At 40.1% G+C, this 25,500-nt stretch carries 21 protein-coding genes; 20 read left to right on the top strand and 1 reads right to left on the bottom strand.

Annotated features, from left to right (window positions below; genetic code table 11):
- Window positions 1–14: 14 nt before the first annotated feature.
- The 4 genes from ACESZG_RS00410 (at window position 15) to ACESZG_RS00395 (ending at window position 6,004) form a co-directional block, all read left to right on the top strand.
- Window positions 15–1,178 carry an exonuclease SbcCD subunit D gene (locus ACESZG_RS00410; RefSeq protein ID WP_330584157.1) on the top strand — a complete coding sequence of 388 codons (1,164 nt, stop codon included), beginning with the start codon at window positions 15–17 and terminating at the stop codon, window positions 1,176–1,178.
- Window positions 1,175–4,528 (top strand): AAA family ATPase, encoded by a 3,354-nt coding sequence (locus tag ACESZG_RS00405; RefSeq protein ID WP_368210989.1) that lies wholly within the window; start codon window positions 1,175–1,177, stop codon window positions 4,526–4,528. Before ACESZG_RS00410 ends, ACESZG_RS00405 begins: the two co-directional genes overlap by 4 nt.
- A 353-nt stretch (window positions 4,529–4,881) precedes the next feature.
- Complete coding sequence (locus tag ACESZG_RS00400) at window positions 4,882–5,433, top strand: DUF3793 family protein (protein WP_008703555.1); 552 nt, start codon at window positions 4,882–4,884, stop codon at window positions 5,431–5,433.
- Between the two features lie 148 nt (window positions 5,434–5,581).
- On the top strand, window positions 5,582–6,004 hold the full coding sequence (locus ACESZG_RS00395; protein ID WP_008703554.1) for a flavodoxin: 423 nt from the start codon (window positions 5,582–5,584) through the stop codon (window positions 6,002–6,004).
- Window positions 6,005–6,286: 282 nt separating this feature from the next.
- Here the strand turns inward: ACESZG_RS00395 and ACESZG_RS00390 are convergent, their stop codons facing one another.
- Complete coding sequence (locus ACESZG_RS00390) at window positions 6,287–7,195, bottom strand: AraC family transcriptional regulator (RefSeq protein WP_008703552.1); 909 nt, start codon at window positions 7,193–7,195, stop codon at window positions 6,287–6,289.
- Window positions 7,196–7,309: 114 nt separating this feature from the next.
- On the opposite strand from ACESZG_RS00390, the gene ACESZG_RS00385 reads away from it, so the two are divergent.
- The 16 genes from ACESZG_RS00385 (at window position 7,310) to ACESZG_RS00310 (ending at window position 25,491) form a co-directional block, all read left to right on the top strand.
- The gene (locus tag ACESZG_RS00385) at window positions 7,310–8,665 is read left to right on the top strand and encodes an MATE family efflux transporter (RefSeq protein WP_008703550.1); all 1,356 of its coding nucleotides are present in this window, start codon (window positions 7,310–7,312) and stop codon (window positions 8,663–8,665) included.
- A gap of 132 nt (window positions 8,666–8,797) precedes the next feature.
- Complete coding sequence (locus ACESZG_RS00380) at window positions 8,798–9,433, top strand: sugar O-acetyltransferase (RefSeq protein ID WP_020993972.1); 636 nt, start codon at window positions 8,798–8,800, stop codon at window positions 9,431–9,433.
- A 284-nt stretch (window positions 9,434–9,717) separates the two neighbouring features.
- Window positions 9,718–10,020, top strand: coding sequence for an STAS domain-containing protein (locus ACESZG_RS00375; RefSeq protein WP_008703548.1), 303 nt, complete (start codon window positions 9,718–9,720; stop codon window positions 10,018–10,020).
- Between the two features lie 76 nt (window positions 10,021–10,096).
- Complete coding sequence (locus ACESZG_RS00370) at window positions 10,097–10,510, top strand: ATP-binding protein (RefSeq protein ID WP_306452303.1); 414 nt, start codon at window positions 10,097–10,099, stop codon at window positions 10,508–10,510.
- Between the two features lie 366 nt (window positions 10,511–10,876).
- Entirely contained in the window at window positions 10,877–12,166 is a 1,290-nt protein-coding gene (locus ACESZG_RS00365; RefSeq protein WP_008703546.1) for an SPFH domain-containing protein, read from the top strand.
- A gap of 24 nt (window positions 12,167–12,190) precedes the next feature.
- A complete protein-coding gene (locus tag ACESZG_RS00360) occupies window positions 12,191–13,279 on the top strand; it encodes a hypothetical protein (protein WP_008703545.1) in 1,089 nt (362 codons plus the stop codon).
- Window positions 13,280–13,294: 15 nt separating this feature from the next.
- The gene (locus ACESZG_RS00355) at window positions 13,295–14,137 is read left to right on the top strand and encodes a TPM domain-containing protein (RefSeq protein ID WP_025577097.1); all 843 of its coding nucleotides are present in this window, start codon (window positions 13,295–13,297) and stop codon (window positions 14,135–14,137) included.
- Between the two features lie 286 nt (window positions 14,138–14,423).
- On the top strand, window positions 14,424–15,200 hold the full coding sequence (locus ACESZG_RS00350; RefSeq protein WP_373217337.1) for an ABC transporter permease: 777 nt from the start codon (window positions 14,424–14,426) through the stop codon (window positions 15,198–15,200).
- Between the two features lie 62 nt (window positions 15,201–15,262).
- On the top strand, window positions 15,263–16,003 hold the full coding sequence (locus ACESZG_RS00345; protein WP_055053624.1) for an ABC transporter ATP-binding protein: 741 nt from the start codon (window positions 15,263–15,265) through the stop codon (window positions 16,001–16,003).
- 69 nt (window positions 16,004–16,072) lie between these two features.
- A complete protein-coding gene (locus tag ACESZG_RS00340; RefSeq protein ID WP_373217334.1) occupies window positions 16,073–17,167 on the top strand; it encodes an acyltransferase in 1,095 nt (364 codons plus the stop codon).
- A 62-nt stretch (window positions 17,168–17,229) separates the two neighbouring features.
- Window positions 17,230–18,336: a glycosyltransferase family 1 protein gene (locus ACESZG_RS00335; protein WP_196027565.1), complete on the top strand. Its 1,107-nt coding sequence runs from the start codon at window positions 17,230–17,232 to the stop codon at window positions 18,334–18,336.
- 7 nt (window positions 18,337–18,343) lie between these two features.
- Entirely contained in the window at window positions 18,344–19,378 is a 1,035-nt protein-coding gene (locus ACESZG_RS00330; protein ID WP_025577094.1) for a Stealth CR1 domain-containing protein, read from the top strand.
- Complete coding sequence (locus ACESZG_RS00325; RefSeq protein WP_026649218.1) at window positions 19,359–20,618, top strand: CDP-glycerol glycerophosphotransferase family protein; 1,260 nt, start codon at window positions 19,359–19,361, stop codon at window positions 20,616–20,618. Before ACESZG_RS00330 ends, ACESZG_RS00325 begins: the two co-directional genes overlap by 20 nt.
- Window positions 20,619–20,678: 60 nt before the next feature.
- On the top strand, window positions 20,679–21,095 hold the full coding sequence (locus ACESZG_RS00320; protein WP_008703533.1) for an adenylyltransferase/cytidyltransferase family protein: 417 nt from the start codon (window positions 20,679–20,681) through the stop codon (window positions 21,093–21,095).
- 10 nt (window positions 21,096–21,105) lie between these two features.
- Window positions 21,106–22,395, top strand: coding sequence for a CDP-glycerol glycerophosphotransferase family protein (locus tag ACESZG_RS00315; RefSeq protein WP_373217332.1), 1,290 nt, complete (start codon window positions 21,106–21,108; stop codon window positions 22,393–22,395).
- 207 nt (window positions 22,396–22,602) lie between these two features.
- On the top strand, window positions 22,603–25,491 hold the full coding sequence (locus ACESZG_RS00310) for a CDP-glycerol glycerophosphotransferase family protein (protein ID WP_118571082.1): 2,889 nt from the start codon (window positions 22,603–22,605) through the stop codon (window positions 25,489–25,491).
- Window positions 25,492–25,500 lie beyond the last annotated feature (9 nt).

Below are 25,500 nucleotides of genomic sequence, written 5' to 3'. Positions count from 1 at the left end.
CAGAGCAGGCAGGAATGATATTAAGATTGGAGAGATGTGGGATGAAGTTTGCGCATATTGGGGATTTGCATATTGGAAAAAGGGTGCATGATTTTTCCATGCTGGAGGATCAGAGGTATATTCTGGATCAGATGATGAAAATCTTTGCGGAACAGAAAGTGGATGGAGTTTTAATCGCAGGGGATGTTTATGATAAGACAGTGCCGTCGGCAGAGGCAGTGCAGTTGTTTGATGAGTTTATTACAGGACTGGCTAAAGCTGAGATTCCTGTGTACATGATCAGTGGAAATCATGATTCAGCAGAAAGGCTTTCCTTTGGGGCAAAGCTGTTTGAAAGCAGTGATATTTATATTTCGCAGGTTTATGATGGAGAGATGAAAAGGATTGTGTTAAAAGATCAGTATGGACCAATATCTGTATATCTTCTGCCTTTTTTGAAACCTGCGGCAGTACGCCATGCTTTGCAGAGGGATGACATTAATACTTATGAAGAGGGTGTTATGGCTGCTCTGCAGGAGTGTGAGATCGATACGACACAGAGAAATGTGCTGGTGGCACATCAGTTTGTGACCGGAGCAGACAGAAGTGACTCAGAAGAAACATGGGTTGGCGGTCTTGACAATGTCAGTGCGGAAGTATTTAAGGATTTTGACTATGTGGCACTGGGACACATCCACAGACCTCAGAAAATGGGGAGAGAGACCTTGCGTTACAGTGGGACGCCGCTTAAGTATTCTTTTTCGGAAGCAGATCATAAAAAGTCGGTAACGATTGTGGAGCTTCTGGAGAAGGGAAATGTGAGGGTCAGTACAGTACCTTTGATTCCCAGACGGGATATGCGTAAGCTGAGGGGAACCTATATGGATGTGACAGCGAAGGATCATTATACTGCTGAAAATAAGATGGATTATCTTCAGATTACTCTGACAGATGAGGAAGATGTGCCGGGGGCACTCCAGAAGCTGCGTACTGTTTATCCCAATCTGATGCGTCTGGAATATGACAATAAACGAACACGTGAGAACCGGGAGGTTCAGGCAGTGGAGGTTCAGGAACAAAAGTCAGAGCTGGAGCTGTTTGAGGAGTTTTATGAGCTGTTAAATAATGAACCTATGAAAGAAGAGCAGACAGAGTTTGTGGAAAAACTGATCCAGGATCTGAAGGAGGTGCGCGTATGAAACCATTGAAGTTGACATTATCTGCATTTGGTCCATATGCGGATGAGACTGTGATCGATTTTACACAGCTTGGAGGACAGGGCCTTTTTCTGGTGACCGGAGATACGGGAGCGGGAAAAACGACGATCTTTGATGGGATTACATTTGCGTTGTATGGGGAGACAAGCGGAGGAGTCCGGGAGGCATCCATGCTCAGAAGTAAGTATGCAAAACCGGAAACACCTACGTATGCGGAATATATTTTTGAATATAAAGATGCAGTGTATACAGTGAAGCGAAGCCCGGATTATGAGCGGCCAAAGACCAGAGGCACTGGAATGACTACCCAAAAGGGGGAGGCGTTGCTTACTTTTTCTGATGGAAGAGCTCCTGTGACAAAGCTAAAGGAAGTGAACCAGGCGGTTACTGAACTGATCGGACTGGATATGAAGCAGTTTACGCAGATCGCTATGATCGCACAGGGAGATTTCAGGAAATTGCTGCTGGCTGATACAGAGGAACGCAGCAACATTTTCAGAAAGCTTTTCCATACGGATATTTATAAGGTGATTCAGGAAAAATTAAAATTCGAGGCCGGTGGTCTGGACAAGGCGTATAAAGAGCTGTTGAGAAGTATCCGCCAGTATACGGAACAGGTCAGATATTCTACAGAAGATCAGCTGGGACAACAGTGGATATTGATGGAGAAGAATGGCTTTGAAGGAAATCTGGAAGAGAGTCTGGAAATTCTGGAGCAGTTTCTGAAGGCAGATAAGGATAACTTGAAAGCTGTAAATAAGCAGATCAAAGAGAATGATACAGAACTTGAAAAAGTAAATCAGCTTTTGGGAAAGGCTCATAAAGAAGCAGATGCAAAGGCAAGGAAGGAACAGCTTCTGCAAGAGAGAGAAGGATTGCTTCCACAGTTGGAACAGGCACAAAAAGATGCAGAAAATGGGGCAAAGGAACCAGAGGAGATCCAACGCCTGATACTTTCCATACAGAAAGAAAAAGAGAATCTGAAGCGTTATACAAATCTGGAAAATCTGCGCAGAGAAATAGAAAATGTTTCAAAACAGATTGAAAAATTGGCAATAGACAGTATTGCACTGCAGAATCGTCAGAAAGAAAAGAAAACTGTTCTTGAACAAAAACAAAAAGAATATCAGACAACAGACAGTGCGGAGAAAGAAAAAGCAGAAACAGATTTCCGGAAAGAGAAAATAGATACTCTTTATGCAGGAGTTTATAAGAACTGCGGAAATCTTGAGTTTCTTCAGACAAAAATCAGTGAACTGAAAATACAGTCCGGACAGGAAGAACAACTTGCGAAACAGATAAAAAAGGATTTGACTGATCTGGAAGAGAAAATTGTTTCCGGTGGGAATTTGGAAATCAAAGAGAACAGCCTGGTCGTATGTTTGCAGCAGATACAGAAAATAGAAGATCAGCAGAAACGGTATCAGGATCTGGAAAAGAAAGCAGAAAGCAAAAAGAAGGCTTATCTGACCGCTTCTCAGAAACGGGCAGAAATAAAAGAAATTTTAAACAAAATGGAGCAGGCCTATCTGGATGCGCAGGCGGGTGTTCTGGCAGCAGATCTTCAGGATGGGATGCCATGTCCGGTATGTGGTTCTGTTCATCATCCGAAGCTCACACAGATTCCGAATGAAGTTCCCACAGAAGAACAGCTGAAAAAACAGAAAAAGTTAACAGAAGCTGCGGAAAAAACGGCATCTGACGCAAGTGTGCAGGCAGGAGAGGCAGCAGGACTGATGCAGCGCTGCAGGGAAGAACTGACAGAAGGGGTTAAAGGCTATATAGCGCAGTTTCTGCCAGAAGAGGAGACACAAGAGATACTTCGAAAGGAACTTCCTGATCATGAATTATGTTTATTTGTAAAAAATCAGGAAAGCAGTGTACAGACAGGATTGGAAGAAATCAAAAAACAGAAAAAAGTTCATCAGGATTTACTGAAGAAAAAAGAAGAGTTCATCACACAGTCAGAACAACATGCAAAAGAATTTCAGAAATTACAGATCAGTCTTGAAAAGAGGAAGAGCCAGCTGGAAAGTATTCAGGAACAGCTGCAGAATCAATTGGACGAACCTGTACTGACATGGATCCATGAAGAAGATATAAGACAGAGAATGAAAACTGATCCGGAACTGTCACAGGATCACAGCGGTGAAATAGTGTATCAAAAGGAAATCTGTAATGTATCACAGGCTTTGCTGCAGGGAAAGAGAGCAGCAGAATGGCTGAAACAGCAGCAAAATATTCTGGGACAGAAACAAAAGGATCTGACAGCACTTCTGGAACAGAGAAAACTTCTGGAGATGCAGATTGGTAAAACTCAGACAGAACTTACAACGATCACAGACCAGATCAATCAGAATCAGCAGCAGACAGCAGCAGAGAAATCCAGATATGAACAGCTGCAGAAGCAGAGAGAGAATATGGAAAAAGAGCTGGGTGAAAGGACAAAGGAAGAAATCCTGTCTCAGATCCAGCTTAAGACTGAGGAACAAAAGAAGCTTGAAATACATTACAAAACAGTAACAGAAGCGAGAGAAGTATTAGAAAAGAGAATGACAGAGCTGGATTCTGTAATCGCATCTCTGACAGAACAGTTAAAAGAATCCATAAGTATTTCAGCTGAGGAACTGAATGTTCAGAAAGAAAACTTTGCACAGCAAAAGAAATCACTTTCAGAAAATCGTGATGAAATCCATGCCCGTCTGGAAATCAACAGTGACATGTATGAAAAAATCCGCAGACAGCAGACAGAACTTCTGAAAACGGAAACCCGCTGGAAGTGGATGAAATCTCTCTCAGACACTGCCAATGGTACGATCACGGGTAAGGCAAGGATCATGCTGGAAACTTACATCCAGATGCAGTATTTTGACCGCATTCTTGCGCGTGCCAATATCCGTCTGATGACCATGAGCAGCGGTCAGTACGAGTTAGTTCGCAGAAAAGAAAACAAGAGCAGGGTAGGGAAAACCGGTCTGGAACTGGATGTAGTAGACCATTACAATGGAACTGTTCGAAGTGTCAAGACCTTATCAGGCGGAGAAACATTTCAGGCATCTCTGTCTCTGGCACTGGGACTTTCTGATGAAATTCAGTCAAGCTCCGGCGGAATCCAGCTTGATACCATGTTTGTGGATGAAGGTTTCGGATCTCTGGATGAAGATGCTCTTGATCAGGCAATCCGCGCATTGAAGGATCTCAGTCAGGGAAGCAGACTGGTGGGGATTGTTTCCCATGTAGCAGAGCTGAAAGAACGTATTGATAAGAAGATCATAGTAACAAAGAAACGGACAGAAGATGGAGTTGGAAGTACGATCTGTATAGAAGGATGAGATTTTATGGAATTGCTCTGCTGCAAAGCGGCTCCCACAATTCTCAATAAGAAATAGAGTAGAAAAACAGAGGGGATACAGTATGTATATTCCTCTGTTTTTTGCGATTTAAAAAATTACTAAAAAGTTATATAAAATTAACTTGACAGAATATCAGAGATAGTATATATTAAACTATAGAGTTAGATGCAAATAACTTAAGCTACTGACCAATCTGTTGAAGGTCTTTTTGCAGCAGTAAATTCAAGCCTTACAGCAAACAAAAGCAATAAAATGTTTCGTAAAGCTTTATTTTTTAATAAATGGTTAGTGCATTCTAACCGATATTTTGTTATTGAGAAAGGAATCATAACATGCTGGAGAAATCTGTGATCGAACATTGTTCACCTACATTAGCATCTATTAAAACCGGAAATCTTTTTACATATAAATATGAATCTGAGGAAGAATTATGGAAAAGCGTAGAAGGTTTTAATGAATGTGTAAGAGAAAAAGGCGTTTCCCTCACAGTACTTCGCAGGAGTGAGAAAAAGGCGCTGATTTATGTCTGCCGGTTCTCAAGCCTTGAAAGAGATCTGAAGAAACCTGGTGTTGCGAATTTCATAAAGAAGTATGGGTATGAGAGTACAGATCCTGCATATGCACTTGAGAGACTGAGAAGCCGCCTGGCCCAGAGAGAAGATTTTCCTCATGAAATCGGATTGTTTCTGGGATATCCACTGGGAGATGTGATCGGATTTATCAAGAATGCAGGGCAGAACTGTAAATGTGTAGGTTGTTGGAAGGTTTACTGCAATGAATGTGAGGCAATAAAGGCTTTTGCCAGATTTAAGAAATGTACCAACGTGTATGTACGTCTTTGGAATCAGGGAAGAAGTGTACGCCAGCTGACAGTAGCTGCGTAAGGAAGAAGCTATATACAGTAATATAGCAGGGACGGAGAGTCCATTTAAGAATCAGTATAATAGAAAAGCCGTATGACTTTTTATTATAATATAAATCATGGCTTTGCGGCAAAGAAAAAGCAGAGCGAATTTAAGGAGGATTTTAATCATGAGTAAAGTAGCAGTTGTATATTGGAGCAGCACAGGAAACACAGAGGCAATGGCAAATGCAGTTGCAGACGGAGTTAAGGGAAAAGGCGGCGAGGCTGTTCTTCATACTTGTGAGGATTTTGACGGATCTAAAGTAACTGAATATGATGCAATTGCTTTTGGATGCCCGGCAATGGGAGATGAAGTTCTGGAAGATACAGAGTTCGAGCCGATGTTTGATGGATGTAAAGATGCACTCAAAGGCAAAAATATCGCTCTTTTTGGTTCTTACGGATGGGGAGATGGCGAATGGATGCGCAACTGGGAAGATTCCTGCAAGGAAGCTGGTGCAAACCTTGTATGTGAAAGTGTGATCTGCCAGGAAGAACCAGATGATGAAGCTACAGAAGCATGCAAAGCACTGGGTGCTGCATTAGTATAATTGAAATAAATATGAGAAAATAATGATTTACGTAATAAATCAGCGGGTTCTAAATATTTAAAGTGCGAAAAAGAGACTGTTTACATATTAAGATGTAGCAGTCTCTTTTATAGTTTTGCTAAATTAAGTAAGTCTCCTGCATTAATTACGAAGGATAATGAGCAGCGGATGGGAAATTACTTATACCGGGAAAAGTGCAAGCCTCTTCTTATAAACTGCGAGACAGTTATTTGGCGTAGAGCTACATAACGAAATCGGGGAATAGTATCGTACAGATAATAATCAAGTCAAAAGTGTTTCGTGTTCATGGAGCGTACGATATTCTCTTGGCGTACATCCATAACATTCCATAAAATATTTGGAAAAATAACTTAAATGATTAAATCCGCACAAGATAGCAATCTCTGTTATGCTTTTCTGCGTAGTGCACAGGAGACGGCAGCTGATCTTTAATCGGTAGGTATTGAGAAAATCCACAGGAGACTGCTGCATATAATGTTTAAATATCTGGCAGCATTTACTCCTTCCTACATGACCGGCGGCTGCAATATCCGTAAGAGATATTTTCTCAGGATAATGCTGATAAATAAAGGATACCATATCTTTCTGAATGTTCAGTTCCTGTTCGGACTCTGATTTATTTTTTGCAGCTGACAGCAGATCAGTGCGGATAAGAAAGCTCCATAGTTCCAGCATACAGCTTATAACACCTAATTCATAACCTGAATCAGAATCTTCTTTCAACAGGAGAACTTCCTGTAAATATCTGCCGACTTTCACCCCTGCTTCATCATTTGAGTAAAAATGATGAAATTCCAGGCTGGTGTTTTCGAAAAAAGGAAGAAAATATTTTTCCTGTAATATCTGGTTATTCCCAAACAAAGAAGGGTGAAACAGAATACAGAGAAAATAGCAGTCCTGTTGTTCAAAAGCATATCCGTAATGCATCTGTCTTGCATTGACCATCAGGGAATCACCTTCATTTAAGATAAGTCTTTTTCCGTTCACATAATATCTCATTTTTCCAGTGATAATATAGATCCATTCAATATCATCATGCCAGTGGCAGGGAGCACACATGTTATAATAAGAAGCAAGATGTGCCGCCCGGATATACAAAGGAATTCCGGCATGATCATAAGGAACTACTTCTGAAGAATCTGGCATAAGTTCTGTTCTGATTAATCCCATAAATTCACCTCGCGTACGATTTTTATAAAAAATAAGGACTATTCTGATAGATTACTGTATCTGAGAATACTATAATTATAACATCTGCAGATGTAAAAAATCAATCAGAGGGATATGATGGAATCAGAAAAAAGAATTTTTTACAGAAAGCTATGGGGACTGGTATTTCCAATCGCAATCCAGAATCTTATGACTGCGCTGGTAAGTGCTTCTGATGCGTTTATGCTGGGATTTGTCAGCCAGACATCATTATCTGCTGTTTCACTGGCAACACAGATACAGTTTGTACATAATCTGTTTATGCTTGCCCTTACGATTGGCGCGACAACTCTGGCTGCGCAGTACTGGGGAAAAGGCGATACAGATTCAGTAGAGGAGATTCTGGCAATCGTTCTTAAAATTTCTATGGCTGTATCAGTTGTATTTTTTATAGCTGCAATGTTTTTTTCGGGATTTCTTATGAGAATATTTACGAATGACATAAGATTGATTCAGGCAGGAATTCCGTATCTTCGAATTGTGAGTGTTTCTTATCTGTTTATGGGATTTTCGCAGATTTATCTCTGTATTATGAAAAACAGCGGAAGAACTGCAAAGAGTACCATCTATGGATCAGTAGCGGTTGTGATTAATATTGGATTTAATGTGATATTTATTTTCGGGCTAGCGGGATTTCCTGCTATGGGAATTGCGGGGGCTGCACTTGCAACTACAGTTTCCAGGGCGCTTGAATTGCTACTGACTATTTATGAAAATATGCACCGTTCATTAGTATGTGTCCGACTAAAATATATCCGAAACAGCTCGAAGAAACTGAAAAAGGATTTCTGGCACTATACGACACCTGTTCTTGGAAATGAACTGGTCTGGGGATGTGGATTTACCATGTTTTCGGTTATTATGGGACATCTGGGCAGTGATGCGGTGGCCGCCAATTCCGTAGCAAATATTCTGAAAAATATTATCGCATGTGTATGTAATGGAATCGGAATCGGAGCTGGTATTATTGTCGGAAACGAGCTTGGAAAAGGCGAGATGGAACGGGCCACGGAATACGGAAACAGACTTTTTAAGCTTGCGGTATTTGCAGGCGCAGTTTCAGGGCTTATACTTTTGGCAGTGAGCCCGGTTTTAAGGATATTTACGGGCAGTCTCAGTGCACAGGCACATTCTTATTTAAAGAATATGATGTATATCTGTACCTATTATATGATAGGAAAGTCGGTGAATGCTACAGTGATTGCCGGTGTATTCTGCGCAGGCGGAGACACGAAATTTGGACTGAAATGTGATGCAGTAACGATGTGGGTGATTCTGATCCCGATAGGGATGATAACAGCATTTGTGCTGAAACTTCCGATCATGGTGGTTTATTTTATTATCAGCATGGACGAGATAATAAAACTTCCTGCTGTATATAGACATTACAAAAAATATAACTGGGTGAGAAACCTTACAGAACTCAATTAAATCAGAATATAAATGCTTGGAAATAGTGTAACTATTAAGGCTTCTGGCACATCATTTACAAAATAATGATGTGATAAGGTTGTGCAGGGTATTTAACAGTTAAAAATAAAAACGTAAAGGAGAAGATAACAAATGAATCAGAGAGAAAGAATGTTAAGCGGACTTCCGTACAAAGCGTGGTTAGATGGGCTTGAAGAGGACAGACAGGCATGCAAACAGAAGATTTATGATTTTAATCAGCTGCCACCATCCAGGCAGAGCAAGGAAGCACCTCAGATGATAAAAAATATTTTTGGAAAAACAGGCGAAAATGTCTGGGTGGAAGCACCATTCCACTGTGACTATGGCTGGAACATTGAAGTAGGTGAGAATTTCTATTCCAATTATAATCTGACAATCCTTGATGTGGGAAAAGTAACATGTGGAAAAAATGTTCAGATCGCGCCAAATGTCTCCATTTATACAGCGGGTCATCCGGTTCATCCGGACAGCCGTAATTCAGGATATGAATACGGAATTCCTGTAACAGTGGGAGATAATGTATGGATCGGCGGAAATACAGTGATTCTTCCGGGTGTTACCGTTGGAAGTAATGTAGTGATCGGTGCAGGAAGTGTAGTATCCAAAGATATCCCGGATAATACGATCGCAGCTGGAAATCCATGTAAAGTAATCCGCAAGATTACAGACGAAGACAGAATCTATTACTTTAAGAAACAGAAATTTGATGATGAGGCGTGGGAAGAAGTAAAGAATAAAAATAAATAGCAGAACTGACAGTTTGCCTATGCCAAAATCCCGAGACATACTTTGCGAAGCGTGTTGCTGTGAACGGAGTGAACAGTAATCAATTCCACAAAATACAGATAAATAATAGACAGGAGATGATGCATTCATCTCCTGTTTATGTTACAATGAATATGATAAATATGGGAGTTGTTCAGTAATGGAGCAATTTGCAGATATCAGGGTGGATAGAGTGAATATACAGATGGAGGCAGAAGATGCTGACAGAACAGAAATTTGACATTATCTGAAAAAGGAGAGAGAAAATGAGTCTGAAAATTGAAAAGAAAAATGAAGGAACAAAAGATACGGTATTTTTGACCGGGAGATTAGATACAGCAACTGCACCTGAATTGGATACTTTTGCCGAGAAAGAGTTGATCAATACTCAGGAACTTGTATTGGATTTTGCAGGGCTTGAATATATTTCATCAGCCGGCCTGCGTGTTATTCTGAAAATGCAGAAATTTATGAATGTAAAAGGAACTATGAAATTGATTCATGTGAGTGATATCATACAGGATGTATTCGATATTACGGGATTTGCAGACATACTGTCAATCGAATGACTGTGGTTGTAAAGATACAGAACTGCACAGCGAAAAGGGGGATTCTATTTACCTGAACTGAATGAAGGAAGGAGAAGTGGATTTGAAAAGTATTACAGAAGAAGCAAAAATAGAGAATATAGCGGTAATTACAGATTTTGTAAATTCCATACTGGAAGCAAATGGATGTTCTGCAAAAGTACAGATGGAGATAGATATTGCGATAGATGAGATATTTGGCAATATTGCCTATTATGCTTATACGCCAAAAACTGGAGAGGCAACTGTACAGGTTGAAATAAAGAATTTTCCTGAAAGACTGGAACTGACGTTTATAGACAAAGGCATTCCTTATAATCCATTAGAAAATAAAGATCCGGATGTTACCCTGGATATAGAAAAAAGAAAAATCGGGGGGCTTGGAATTTTTCTGGTTAAGGAAATGATGGATGAGGTTTCATATGAATATGCAGACGGGAAAAATATATTGAAATTAAAAAAGAATTTATAGATTTCATACATTGTAAGTGTATATTGCTATTCATGAACTTTTGAATAACTGCGCGTCGCATTATAGTTACTGTGGAGTGGACTGCAGCGATTTATGTGCTCATATGTTGCAAAATGACAGAAAAGAGGAGTTTTTGCGCATGACAATTCGGAAAATGTATGATATGATGAACTTATAAATATCAATTTGTAACTGTAAAAATATTATATTGTAAAAAAACACACACAATTACCCGCAAAATAAGAAATTTAGACGCAAGATTGTTCGAGAAATCAACTTGTCGGCACACTAACAGGAAATATGGGTAGAAAATATCTGTAAGAAATATGTATAAAATAATATGTAATCAGGAAGGAGATATAAATTATGGGATTGATCAAAGCAGCAGCCGGTGCATTTGGCGGAACAATGGCAGATCAGTGGAAGGAGTTTTTTTACTGCGATGCAATAGATAAAGATGTTCTGGTTGTAAAGGGTGAGAAGAGAGTAGGCGGACGTTCTTCCAACAAAAAAGGCAGCGATAATATTATTTCAAGCGGTTCCGGAATTGCTGTTGCAGATGGTCAGTGTATGATCATCGTAGAACAGGGAAAGGTTGTGGAGGTTTGTGCAGAACCCGGACAGTTTACCTATGATGCATCCACAGAACCAAGTATTTTTGCCGGAAGTCTGGGAGAGGGGATCCACAGGACTTTTGATACAGTAAAGAAGCGTTTTACATTTGGCGGCGATACAGGCAAAGACCAGAGGGTTTATTATTTTAATACAAAAGAACTGGTAGATAATAAATTCGGAACAGCAAATCCAATCCCATTCCGGGTAGTTGACAGAAATATCGGTCTTGACATAGATGTATCTGTGCGCTGTAATGGAGTATATTCTTATAAGATTGTCGATCCGCTCCTGTTTTATACAAATGTGTGCGGAAATGTTGAACAGCAGTATGACAGAGAAGAAATTGAAGTTCAGTTAAAGACAGAATTTGTAAGTGCTCTTCAGCCTGCATTTGCAAAAATCTCAGAACTTCAGATCCGTCCAAGTGCCATTCCGGGACATGTTCTGGAATTATGCGATGCCATGAATGAAGCCCTTACGAAAAAATGGCAGCAGACCAGAGGTCTTGCGGTTGTTTCCATTGCCATGAATCCTGTGACTCTTCCGGAAGAGGATGCACAGCTTATCAAAGATGCACAGAAGAATGCCATTCTCAGAGATCCGACTATGGCAGCAGCGACACTTGCCGGTGCTCAGGCAGATGCAATGAAATCAGCAGCCTCCAACACTGCAGGTGCTATGACCGGATTTATGGGAATGGGCATGGCAGGCCAGGCAGGTGGAGCGAATATGCAGAATCTCTATCAGATGGGGGCACAGCAGCAGGCAGCACAGCAACAGGCAGCACAGAATATGCAGCCGGCATCCGGGGCAGGAACATGGAAATGTGAATGTGGTGCAGAGAATACAGGAAAATTCTGCTCTGAATGTGGTAAACCGAAACCGCAGCGGGAAGAGTGGATATGCAGCTGCGGCGCAGTAAATACCGGTAAATTCTGTTCTGAATGCGGAAGCCCAAGACCGACCGGAAAGTGGACATGCAGCTGTGGTGCGGTAAATACAGGAAAGTTCTGTGCAGAATGTGGAAAGCCAAGACAGTAAAATACAGCAGGGGGAGAAATGTCTATGTCTGATCTGAGAGAATATAAATGCCCTGCCTGTGGCGGTGCAATAGAATTTGACAGTAAGTCCCAGAAAATGAAGTGTCCATACTGTGATACAGAATTTGAACTGGAAACATTAAAAGAACTGGATGCGCAGATGGAGCGTGAAGCCGGACAGCAGGATGATCTGTCAGGATGGCAGACAGATGCCGGTGGAGAATGGCAGGAAGGTGAGACAGATGGAATGAATGTCTATACCTGTCAGTCCTGTGGTGGTGAGATTATCGCAGATGAGAATACAGGAGCATCAAATTGTCCGTATTGTGGAAATCCCGTAATTATGACAGAGAAGTTTAAAGGTGCATTAAGGCCGGATCTGGTGATTCCGTTCAAATTGGATAAGAAAGCGGCAAAAGAAGCATATTACAGGCATATTAAGGGAAGAACATTTTTGCCAAAAGCATTTCGCAGGGAAAATCATATTGATGAGATTAAGGGGCTATATGTTCCGTTCTGGCTTTTTGACGGGGATGTTGATGCTGATGTGCGTTATAAGGCGACAAAGGTAAGAATGTGGAGTGACCATGATTATGATTATACGGAGACCAGCTACTATTCTGTGGAGCGAAGCGGAGAGATGACATTCGTTTCTGTACCTGTAGATGGATCAGAAAAGATGGCAGATGATTTGATGGAATCCATTGAACCATTTAAAATTTCAGAGTCTGTGGATTTTCAGACCGCATATCTTTCCGGATATCTGGCAGATAAGTATGATGTCAGTGAAAAAGAGAGCATCAACAGGGCACATGACCGTATGAAAAAGAGCGCAGAGGAAGTACTGGCAGATACAGTGAAGGGTTATGCTTCTGTTGTTCCCGAAAATACAAACGTAAATATTTCAGGCGGAAAAGCACAGTATGCACTGTATCCGGTATGGATTCTGAATACAACATGGAAAGATAAGAAATATATATTTGCAATGAACGGACAAACCGGAAAAATGACAGGAGACCTTCCGATTGACAGGGGAATTTATTTGAAATGGCTTGCCGGACTGACCGCTGTATTTACGGTTGTTTTGTGCCTTGCCGGACTGCTGATTTTTTAGGGGAGGACGAAAGATATGCTGAAGAAAAAGATCATACCTGTATTTCTGGCTTCTGTCCTTACTGTATCAGGTACAACAGGATTTGTGACGGAAGCATTTTCAGAAAATGTTTATGCAGCAGAAGAAGTGCATACAGAAAGGCTGGCAGATTTTGCAGATCTGTTAGATGATGGGCAGGAAGAAGAACTGGAGGCGAAACTGGATCAGGTCAGCGAGGACTACGGCTGTGATGTTGTGGTTGTCACAGAGGAGACTCTGGATGGTGCAGTTCCGCAGGATTATGCAGATGATTTCTTTGATTATAATGACTATGGCATGGGAGAGGACAAGAGTGGTATATTGTTTTTGATAACCATGTCAGAACGTAAGTGGTGTATCTCCACACATGGAGAGGCTATTCAGATTTTTACTGATGCAGGACAGGAATATATGACGGATAATTTTGGGTCATATTTATCCGATGGTGAGTATTATGAGGGCTTTATGAAGTTTGCTGATCTGTGCGAAGAATTTATCATTCAGGCACAGAGCGGAGAACCGTACGATGTAGAAAATCTGCCGGAGGAAACCATCCCTTTTTATATGATATTTCTCATTTCGCTTGTGGTCGGATTTGTGATCGCGCTGATCGTAACCGGAGTAATGAGAAGCCGGATGAAGACTGTACATATGAAGCCGGATGCAGCAGATTATATGAAAGACGGAAGTCTTCATATTAACAGAAGCCGGGATATATTTCTGTATCATCAGGTCACACGTACGGCGAAGCCGAAGGAAGAGAGTTCCGGTGGCGGTGGAAGCAGTACCCATACAAGTTCTTCGGGTGAGACGCATGGGGGTTCCAGTGGATCATTTTAACTGACTGGCATGACATATAAAAATCCTGATCTTTTATATTATTTTATGGGATAACCATAAAATGACAGGAAAGATTGGGATTTTATTTTGCGCAAAATTACGGATACCGGTTGCAAGACATCAGAGAATATGATACAGTACAAGGTGGTTTGTTTTGTGTAGAGACAGTTGTCCGGCAAAAAGAAAATAAACTGCGAAGCGGATTGCAAATATCCGCCTGACGATAACAGATTTCTGCACAAAAGAATTATAAAATGAAATAAAAAACAGAAATAATGGAGAGGACATGAAAAAATACGTTGATAATTTTATGCAATACCGGTTTCTTTTGTCAGAACTGGTAAAAAAAGGGATTAAGCTGAAATACAGACGTTCTTATCTGGGAATGATATGGTCTATGTTGGAGCCGTTGCTTACCATGATCGTGCTTACAATTGTATTTGGTACTTTGTATGGAAATACAGACAGGACCTTTCCTGTATATATCCTGACCGGACGACTCCTGTACAGTTTCTTTTCACAGTCCACCAAGGCCGCTTTGAAATCTATACGTCAGAACTCGGCAATGATCAAAAAGGTATATGTACCCAAATATTTGTATCCGCTGTCCAGTGTGCTTTTTAACTATGTGATCTTTCTGATCTCACTGATCGTACTGGCAATGGTGAGTGTGATACTTGGTGTAAAGTCTACGTTCTATCTGCTTCAGGCACCAATCGCACTGATACTGATTCTTATTATGTCATATGGATGCGGAATGATCCTGGCAACAATAGGTGTATTTTTCAGAGATATGGAATATCTCTGGTCTGTAGCACTTATGCTGGTTATGTATACATGTGCGATTTTCTATTATCCTGAAAAGCTTTTGAAGAGTGGATGGGCATGGATACTGAAATATAACCCATTGTATTGTGTGATTGATATTTTCAGATGTTCAGTATTTGGAAAAGCGATGAATATTCATTATTTTGCATATGCACTTATCTTTTCCGTTGTGGCAATGGTGATTGGATTATTCTGCTTCAAGAAGAAACAGGATGATTTTATTCTTTACATCTGAGAACTGAGACAGAAAGCTGCAGGGCAGCGGAACGAATTATTTTTGAAAAATAAGGAGAAAAAATGAGCAAACAACCAGCGATTATTGTTGATAATGTGAGTATGAAATTTAATCTCAGCAAAGAGAAAGTAGACAGTCTGAAAGATTATATTATCAAGTCAATTAAAAAAGAGATTAAATATAATGAATTCTGGGCTTTGCAGAATGTGAGCTTTACAGTGGAAAAAGGAGACAGGGTAGGAATCCTCGGACTGAATGGTGCAGGAAAGAGTACTCTTCTTAAGGTTATCGCAGGCGTTTTCAAACCAACAGAAGGTTCAGTTACAAAACATGGGAAGATGGTTCCGCTTCTGGAACTGGGTGCAGGATTTGATCAACAGTATACAGGAAAGGAAAATATTTATCTTTACGGAGCAATGCTTGGATATTCCAAAGAATTTATTGATGAGAAGTATGATGAGATCGTGAAATTTTCCGAATTGAAGGATTTTATTGATGTGCCGATCAAGAACTATTCATCAGGTATGAAATCCAGACTTGGATTTTCGATTGCTACAGTGGTTTCTCCCAAAATTCTGATATTGGACGAGGTATTATCTGTAGGTGATGCGAAATTCCGTAAGAAGAGTGAGAAGAAAGTACTCAGCATGTTTGATTCGGGTGTAACAGTGTTGTTTGTCTCTCATTCTCTGGCACAGGTTCAGAGAATCTGTAATAAGGCGATGATCCTTGAAAAAGGAAAACTGATCGCTTACGGAGATATCGATACGATTTCTAAACAGTATGAGAAAATGACTAACTGACAGGGACAGACAGAGATATCTGTCTGACAGAGAAAAAATTTAAGAAGTCAGAAATATCCGGAGGAGTATATGACAAACGGATTAAAAAAAGAAGATTCAGCAGCTTTAAAAGGTCTTGCAGTGTTACTGCTGATCTTTCACCACTGCTACCGTCTTGCAGACAGAATCGAAAGATATCAGGTGGATCTGTGCGGGCTGACAACAGAACAGCTTGTTGCTATTGCGGAATGCTGTAAAATCTGCGTGGCAATATTTGCATTTGTATCCGGTTACGGGCTGATGTATGGATATTCGGCTAAAATGAAAAATAAAGAAAAGTATGCAGTATCAGAATGGATATCCGGACATCTTCTTTCCACTATGTCCGGATTCTGGTTTACTGCAGCTGTATCCTATCTTATTTACTTTGGACTTGGACTTAAGGATCCGAGCAAGTGGGGAGAAACCTTTTATGAAAGAGGATTCGCCGTATTTGCAGATATACTGGGAATCTCCAGACTTTTGGAGACTGAAAGTCTTAACGGGGCATGGTGGTATATGAGTGCTGCGTTTGTATTTATTATATTGCTTCCTCTGTTAGATGGGACGATTGAGAAATTTGGAGGCATATTCTGTATTGCAGTTATCTTTTTGCTTCCTAGAATTCTAGGTATTGGATTTCAGGGAGGCTCAAAGCCATATTCATTTCTTTTGATATTTGTGGCAGGAATGTTATGCTGTAAATATAATTTCTTTCAAAAATTGCATGAATACAGGCGGAAAAAATTAAAATTCATCTGTTTGTCTGCTTTACTGTGTGCCGGCCTTTTCTTGTACCATAAAATCGACCTGAAAATTTTCTGGGAATTCCGGTATGCACTTGTTCCATTCCTGCTGATTCTCTTTTGCGTTGAATATTTGTTCAGGATTACGCCTGTATCCTTGTTCCTTCAGTATCTGGGCAAGCATTCCATGAACATCTGGCTGGTACATACATTTGTGAGAGATTCTCTGGGAAAATATGTATTTGCATTAAAAAAATTCTGGCTGATTCCTGTTGCAGTTCTTGTGATTTCGCTGGGAATCAGTTACTGCCTGGATTTTCTTAAGAAGATTACAGGATATCAGAAACTGATACGGCTGTTAAAGAAAAAGGTGACGGAACATTATGCGGTACAGGAATGATTTTTCGAGAGGATCGCAATAGGATTTAGAGTGGACAATAGTGACGGATGGGAGAGCGTATCATGAAAATACTGCAGATTGGAATGGGAAATGTTGCCGGAGGTCTGGAAGCATTTGTGATGAATTACTATAGAGTTCTGGTGCATATGGATATACAGTTTGATTTTGTGTGTATGTATGATAAAATTGCATATGAAGAGGAAATCAGGAAACTGGGTGGAAGGATCTACTATATTCCAAATGTAAAAAAGAACTATCAGGGCTATATAAAAGAACTGAAAAAAATATTAAAAGAAACAAAATATGATGCAGTACATGTAAATATGCTTTCAGCTGCAAATATTGTTCCGTTACGTGTGGCTCATACAATGAAAGTGCCAAAGATAATTGCGCACAGCCACAGCTCTTCCTGTCCCGGACTGATCAGAAAAATCATGGACAACTGGAACAGACCAAAGATTGCAAAATATGCTACTGACAGGATTGCATGCGGAGAAATGGCGGGCAGGTGGCTGTTTGGAGATAAAGCTTTCCAAAGCGGTCAGGTTACGTTGATCAATAATGCCATTCAGGCAGAGAAGTTCAGTTTTTCAGAAAAAGACAGAGATTCACTCAGAAAGGAACTGGGATGGGAAAATAAAACAGTGATCGGTCATGTAGGAAGATTTGATATTCCGAAGAATCATGACAGAATGCTTGATATTTTCCAACAGATCGTTTCCGAAAAGAAAGATGTGATGCTGTGTCTGGTAGGTCCAAAGGAAGGTCTGTACAAAGAGATAAAAGAGAAAACAGTGCAGAAAGGACTGGAAGATAAGGTATATTTTGCCGGTAAACAGGAGAATATCCGCAGGTATTTATCTGCTATGGATGTTTTTCTGTTTCCGTCTGTTTTTGAGGGTGTGCCATTTGCGCTTATTGAAGCCCAGGCAAATGGACTTGCCTGCGTAATGTCAGAGGCGGTGTCTGAGGAGGCAGTTGTTTTTCCTGAGAGAGTCAGACGGCTGTCACTTGACAGAGATAATATACAGTGGGCGGCAGCAGTGATGGCAATGAGTTCTATGAACAGAGAAGCGGCTGATCTGATAAAGAAGCGGCTGTCAGATGCGCATTTTAACATTGAGACAGAGGCAAAACGTTTGAAAGATTTATATTATCATACGAGGTAAATTACAGATGGACAAGATTGATTTTGTATTGCCATGGGTGGATGGATCAGACTCAGCCTGGATAAAGCAGAGAAATGAGTATCTGGGAATTAAAAATGACCAGACACAGGACAGCAGATTTCGGGACTGGGAAAATCTGCAGTACTGGTTCAGAGGTGTTGAAAAATTTGCTCCATGGGTGAATCATATATATTTTGTGACATGGGGGCATATCCCTTCCTGGCTGAATACAGATCATCCGAAACTGACAGTTGTAAAACACGAGGATTATATTCCGAAGCAGTATCTGCCCACATTCAGCAGTCATCCCATTGAACTGAATATGCATCGGATCCGAGGTTTATCCGAACAGTTTGTATATTTTAATGATGATACCTTCATCATAAATAAAATGGAACCGGAAGACTTTTTCAGAAATGGTCTTCCAAGAGACTATTGTATAGAAACAGCGTTGGTACAGGATGATATCAATAATCCGTTTGCCTGCATTCTTATGAACAATGCGGCACTTGTAAATATGCATTATTCAAAGAGAGAAGTGATTGGCAGAAACTGGAAAAAATGGTTTCATCCTGCATATGGAAAAATGGTATTCAGAAATATGCTGATGCTTCCGTACAGGGAGTTTTCCAGTTTTAAATATTCTCATATCTCAAGCTCTTTTTTGAAAAGTACCTTTGAAGAAGTGTGGAGGGAAGAAGGCGAAGTGCTGGACAGAGTATGCAGGACACGATTCCGTTCTCCGGGGGATGTAAATCAGTATGTGATGAAATACTGGCAGTATATGGAGGGAAAATATGAACCTCAATCACCGAAAATCGGGAAATTTTTTACCATAGGTCTTCACGACCGGCAGATACATGATGTACTCAGAAATCAGAAGTGTAAAATATTGTGTATAAATGATACGGAAAATATAGGAGATTTCAGACAACAGAAAAGAAATATCAAAGATTCTTTTGAGAGTATCCTTCCCGAAAAGTCTGCATTTGAATTATCTTACAAAGATTCCGGAGGCATGTATGACAAAAAGTGCGATTAAAAAATATACGGAAAGGCTGGGCTTTTTCGGAATGATCCTGCACTATATCGGTCGTTTTATGACAAAAACAGAGCAGCAGGTCATTGGAAAGCTGACTGTGCGTTTTGGAAAAGTAAAGAAAAACCGGCTTGTGTTTAAAAATCGGGAAATGATGGACTGCACAGATAATCCGGAAGCTTTTTATGAATATCTTATAAGTTCCGGGTATAATAAAAAATATGAGATCATCTGGCTGGTCTCTGAAAAAAGAAAATTCAGAAATCAGAATACCGGAAATGTAAAATTTGTAACTGCTGAAAATAAATATGGATGGAGCAGTCCGCTGGCATATTATTATGGTGCTACAGCCGGATTTTTCTTTTATTCTCATAACAGTGCAGGACTGAACAGGTATCGGTGTAAAGGACAGACAGTTGTAAATCTGTGGCATGGGTGCGGTTATAAAGATGCAGAGCAGGGAAAGAAAAAACAGAATATAAAGCCTGATTTTGACTATGCACTTGTTCCCGGACCGGTATTTGTGAAAACGAAATCCGGACTATGGAACTGCGAACCGGACAGGCTGTTAATGATGGGATATCCCAGATATGACTGGATGCTGCATCCGTCAATGAGTAAGGATGAAATTCTGGACAGTCTGTTCGGATGGAAAGGGAAAAAAGCTGTTCTGTGGATGCCGACTTTCAGAAAAAGTGATCTGGGAGGGTGTGCGGAAAATGAAATTGAGCTTCCCTGTCAGCTTCCGGCAATACAGAATATGAACGAGCTGAAAGAACTGGACAGTTATCTAAGGGAGCAGGAGATTATTCTGATCATAAAGAAGCATCCGCTTCAGACGGAATGGGATGAGAATGAACAGGAGTTTACCAATATACGTTATGTTGCGGAAGCCCTGTTGGAGAAAAAACAGATAAAACTTTATGAACTGATAGGGATCAGCGACGGTCTGCTCTCTGATTACTCGTCAGTGGCAGTAGATTATCTGCTGTTGGACAGACCGCTTGGATATGTGCTTGCGGATTACAATATATATAAAGAAAAAAGGGGATTTGTATTTGAAGATCCGCTGGAATATATGCCGGGTGAGAAAATCTATAATGCCTGTGATATCAGAAAATTTATGAAACATCTGACTGATGGAACAGACAGTTACCGGCAGGAGAGAGCAAAGAATCTGAAACAGATGCACAATAAAACAGAAAACTATTGCAAAAGGCTTGCAGATTATTTACAATTGTAGCTGTTATATGAATGCGAAGAGAACAGTTATCTATTAATGCAATAAAACAGGGAGAATGTAATGGAGAAAAAAATAGGATATACACAGGGAACCTTTGATATGTTTCATATAGGACATCTGAACCTGATCAGAAATGCAAAAAAACATTGCGATTATCTGATTGTCGGTGTGAATGCGGATGATCTGGTAGAGTCATATAAAAACAAAAGACCGATTGTTCCGCTGGAAGAAAGGGCAGAGATTGTACGGGCCATCAGATATGTTGATGAAGTGATCGTGACGACAACCCTGGACAAAAAGCAGGTATGGGAAAAAGTCCACTTTAATGAAATCTATATCGGAGATGACTGGAAGGGCAATGCACGTTGGGAAAAGACCGGAAAAGAAATGGAAGAGCTGGGCGCTAAGCTGGTATTTCTGCCATATACCAAAGATACATCCTCAACGATGCTTCGTGAGAAATTAAAAGAATTCTAGGGAGCCAGATATGAAAAAAAGAATAAAAAAGAAAATAAAAAAACTGAAAAAATCCATTAACAAGATTAACAAGGTCAGAGTTCAAAAGGGAAGAAAAGCTATGTTGCAGGAGACATGGGCAACTGTGACCTATGGATTATATGATAATCGCAAGATCAGACGCCTTAAGAAATTCCCCCCTGCACTTGTAGAGAATAGAATGCTCTTTGAAACAAATGATGATTTTACGGATAATGGTCGTGCTTTGTTTGACTATCTTATTGAGAAAGGATACAACAAAAAGTATGAGATTGTATGGCTGGTCCATGAACCGTCTAAATATAAAGAATATCAGTTTGAAAATGTGAAATTTGTGCAGAACTTTAAGAAAGGTTCCACGATCCGAAGAGCAGAAGCATATAAATATGCACTGACATCAAAATATATTTTTTACACCCAGGCTTTTAACTGGATTGGTATGTCGAGAAGAAATCAGCTCTTTATCGATCTCTGGCATGGCTGTGGTTACAAGGCAAATAAGAACGGGCGTAAGGTTTTCTTTGATTATTGTCTGGTACCAGGGGACATTTTTATTAAGACCAAAATGGAATTTTTTGGATGTACTTCCAAAAAACTGCTCTCGTTTGGATATCCCCGTTATGATATGATGCTTAAGGGCAGTGAACGTGCAGATGAATATAAAAAGAAACTTCTGAAGGAAACAGACAGCGAGAAACTGATCCTGTGGATGCCAACCTACAGACATGCTTCCAGTGAGCGTCTGAACGAGGAAACCTTAAATAATGAATTCAATATTCCTATCATTGATGATGCAGATAAGCTTCTGGAACTGAATAAGTTCTGTAAGGAGAATCATATTCTTATTGTTATTAAGAAGCATTACCTTCAGGTACCTTATGATTTTGGTGAGAATGTCCTTACCAATATTGTTTATCTGGAGAACAGAGATCTTGCGGATAACGGACTGCAGCTTTATGAGTTTATCAACTGTTCAGATGCGCTGGTTTCTGACTATTCTTCTGTTGCAATCGATTATCTGCTGTTAGACAGACCGCTTGGATTCACACTGGATGATTATGAGGCTTATACGGAATCCAGAGGATGGGTGTTTGATGATCCGCTGGAATATATGCCTGGCGAACATATGTATAATATGCGGGATTTTGAGAATTTCATCCTGGATATTAAAAACGGAAAAGATAATTATAAAGAACAGCGTGCCAGTGTAAGAGCAAAAACACATAATGTGTGTGACAATTACTGCCAGCGTGTGTTGGATTATTTTAACATTACAATGTAATGATATTATATCAATTCCATAAATTACTGCAAACAATCCAATCCATCATAGCGTGAAGTCCTGTGTCAGATATCTTTGCCGTGCGTCAGCACGCCTGCAGATATCTTCCTTGTCCTTCACACTCTGCTGAACTGTCTTGATTGCATTATTTTATGGAATTGCTATAGGATATAGATATCAGAAAGTCATAACAGGAGAAAAAGATAAATGAAAATATGTATTTGGTGCACCAAGATATTTGATCTTGGCGGAACTAAGCGAGTTGTCACACTTCTTGCGAATGAACTTGTAAAAGAGCATGATGTGACGATCATGGTATATCAGGACAGATTTAAAGAAGACCGGAATATGTATCATATGAGTGAGGATATCAAGGTTGACTTTATTGATAATAATGAGTTTGTCAATCGACATCATACACCGGCTTTCTGCTGGCGTTATCTTGTTCAGAAACTGAATGCCAAATATGGGATTTTTAATAAAGAAAAATATAATGATATTCTGGCAGATGCGATTTTCCCGAAAAAGACCAGAGAAAAATGGGTAAAATATTTAAATGAGCAGAATTATGATATTATTATCACAACTGCAAGTTTAAGCCTTCGTCTGGGTATGCTGGCGCCGGAGCTGAATGCAAAGACAATCGGATGGCAGCATAACTGTTATGCCGGATATCTTGATGTTCCTAATGTCGTATTCTGGAAACAGGAATGTCTGCTCCAGGAATATCTGCCGAAGCTGGACAGATACATTGTTCTCAGTGACTATGATAAGCGCGATTACAAAAAATTTCTGGATATTGATACAGAAGTTAAAATTAATCCCCGAAGCTTCGTGAGTGAGAGAAAATGCGACCCAAAATCCAAGCGTTTCCTTATGGCTACACGATTTGTATATGCCAAGGGTCTTGATCTGATGATGGAATCTTTTGAAGAGTTCTGTAAGCAGGATGATGAATGGCAGCTGGATATTATCGGAGCCGGTGATCTCTGGAATCAGATTGTGGCGGATGCAAAGAGACGTGGTATTGAGGACAGAGTTAATTTTGTCGGTTATACAAATGAGCCGGAGAAGTATTACCTGAATTCTTCTGTTTTCCTTCTTCCATCCAGGTGGGAAGGATGGCCGATGGTTATCATGGAAGCCTTTGAATTTGGTCTTCCTGTCATCGCATTCCATACAGGAGCGATGGATCTGATTATCGATGATGGAAAAACAGGATATCTGCCGGAAGCTTTTGATACAAAGAAATTTACAGATGCGATGCTGAAGCTGGCACATGATGAAGAACTCCGCAGAGAGATGTCCAGAAATGCAATCTGGAAATCTGAGGACTTTGCCATTGAGAAGGCAGTTAAAGAGTGGAATCGTCTTTTTAATCGTGTAATGGGAATCAAGACCTTTTATATGAAAAATGAAGAACAGATTCTGGAGTGCAGGGAGAAATATCCGCTTAGAACCAGCTATGCCGAGTTTGTAAAGGAATACCAGATAAGAGATAATACAATTCTTTATGAAGCTTTTGGCGGACGTGGTATGATCTGTAATCCTTATGCTCTGTTTTTGTATCTTCTTGAAAAAGAAGAGTATCAGGATTATACCCATATCTGGGTGCTTGAGGACTTTGAGGATAACAGAAAACAAATTGAAAAATACGAAAAATATCCGAACGTGCGATTTGTAAAATATAAATCAAAGGAATACTGTAAAGAACTTGCGACAGTGAAATATCTGGTAAATAATGTAAGCTTTCCAAGCTATTTCCTTAAAAGAGAAGGTCAGGTACTGATCGATACCTGGCATGGAACTCCTCTGAAGAATATGGGATTTGATATTCCGGGAGCAAATATTTCTCAGGGAAATACAGCAAGAAATCTGCTCAGTGCAGATTATATAGTTTCCTCCGGACCTTATATGACAAAGACAGCATACAAAGATTCGTATAAAATGCAGAATCTGTATGAAGGCACAGTGCTGGAAGAGGGCTTCCCGCGTAATGATAAGCTTTTTGACAGTGACAGAGCAGAAGTGATACAGGAACTTAAGGATTGCGGAGTGGACGTAAAGGAAGATAAAAAGATTATTCTTTATGCACCGACATGGAGAGGCGAACAATACAGCCGTCCGGATACAGATTTGCAGGATGTCTATAAGCTGATCAATGTAATGGAGAACAGTATAGATACAAATGAATATCAGATCTTTGTCAAGCTTCATCAGATCGTATATCACTATATGAAAGAGAATGCCATGGAACCTGGTGATGCGCAGACAAAATTTATTCCTGCAACAATGGATACAAATGAGATTTTGTCAGTGACAGATGTACTGATTTCTGATTATTCCAGTATTTTTTATGATTTCATGCTGACAGGAAAACCGATTCTGTTTTATGTGCCGGATGCGGAGAATTTTGAAGATTACAGAGGTCTGTACTTCGGATTTGACAAACTTCCGGGACCGGCAGTGTCTACCCCTGAGAAGCTTGGTGAACTTCTGAAGGATCTTCCGGGAGTGGCTGCTTCCTGTAAAGAGAAGTATGAAAAAGCAAGAGAACAGATATGTCCGAGAGATGATGGAAAAGCATGCAAACGTATAGCAGAAGTCCTGCTTGATGGAAAAGAACCGGTAAATCCGATATATCTGAATCAGACAGATAAAGTAAAACTTCTGGTATATGCAGGAGATTTCAGTGATACACAGGAGACAAAGGCATTCTATGAATTTCTGAACAAAGTGGATTATGAGCATTTTGATGTGACGTTGATCGGGAATGGTGCAAAAGAAGAGGAGTCTTCTGAGAAACTGGATAGTCTGCCAAAAGAAATCAGGGTTTTATACTGGAAGCGTTCCTACCCGGCTACGGACGAAGAATATGTATGTCATAAAAAGTTTATGAAATCTAAGAAAACAGAAGTGCCGGAGATGCTTCTGGATTTTTACAGGCGTGAGCTTCGCAGGATGATCGGAATGTCAAAGTTCGACTATGCTCTGGTATTTACTGATATGAAGAAGTTCTTTCCTGCAATGTCAGGGGCTCTGGATGTGAAGCAGATATTTAATATAGAAAACTGGCAGAATTTGTTGAAGTGTTAAAGCTTCATT

It is taken from the genome of Blautia sp. Marseille-P2398 (assembly GCF_964240315.1).
Lineage (GTDB): Bacteria > Bacillota > Clostridia > Lachnospirales > Lachnospiraceae > Blautia_A > Blautia_A wexlerae.
This window is presented reverse-complemented; position numbering and strand designations above follow the sequence as displayed.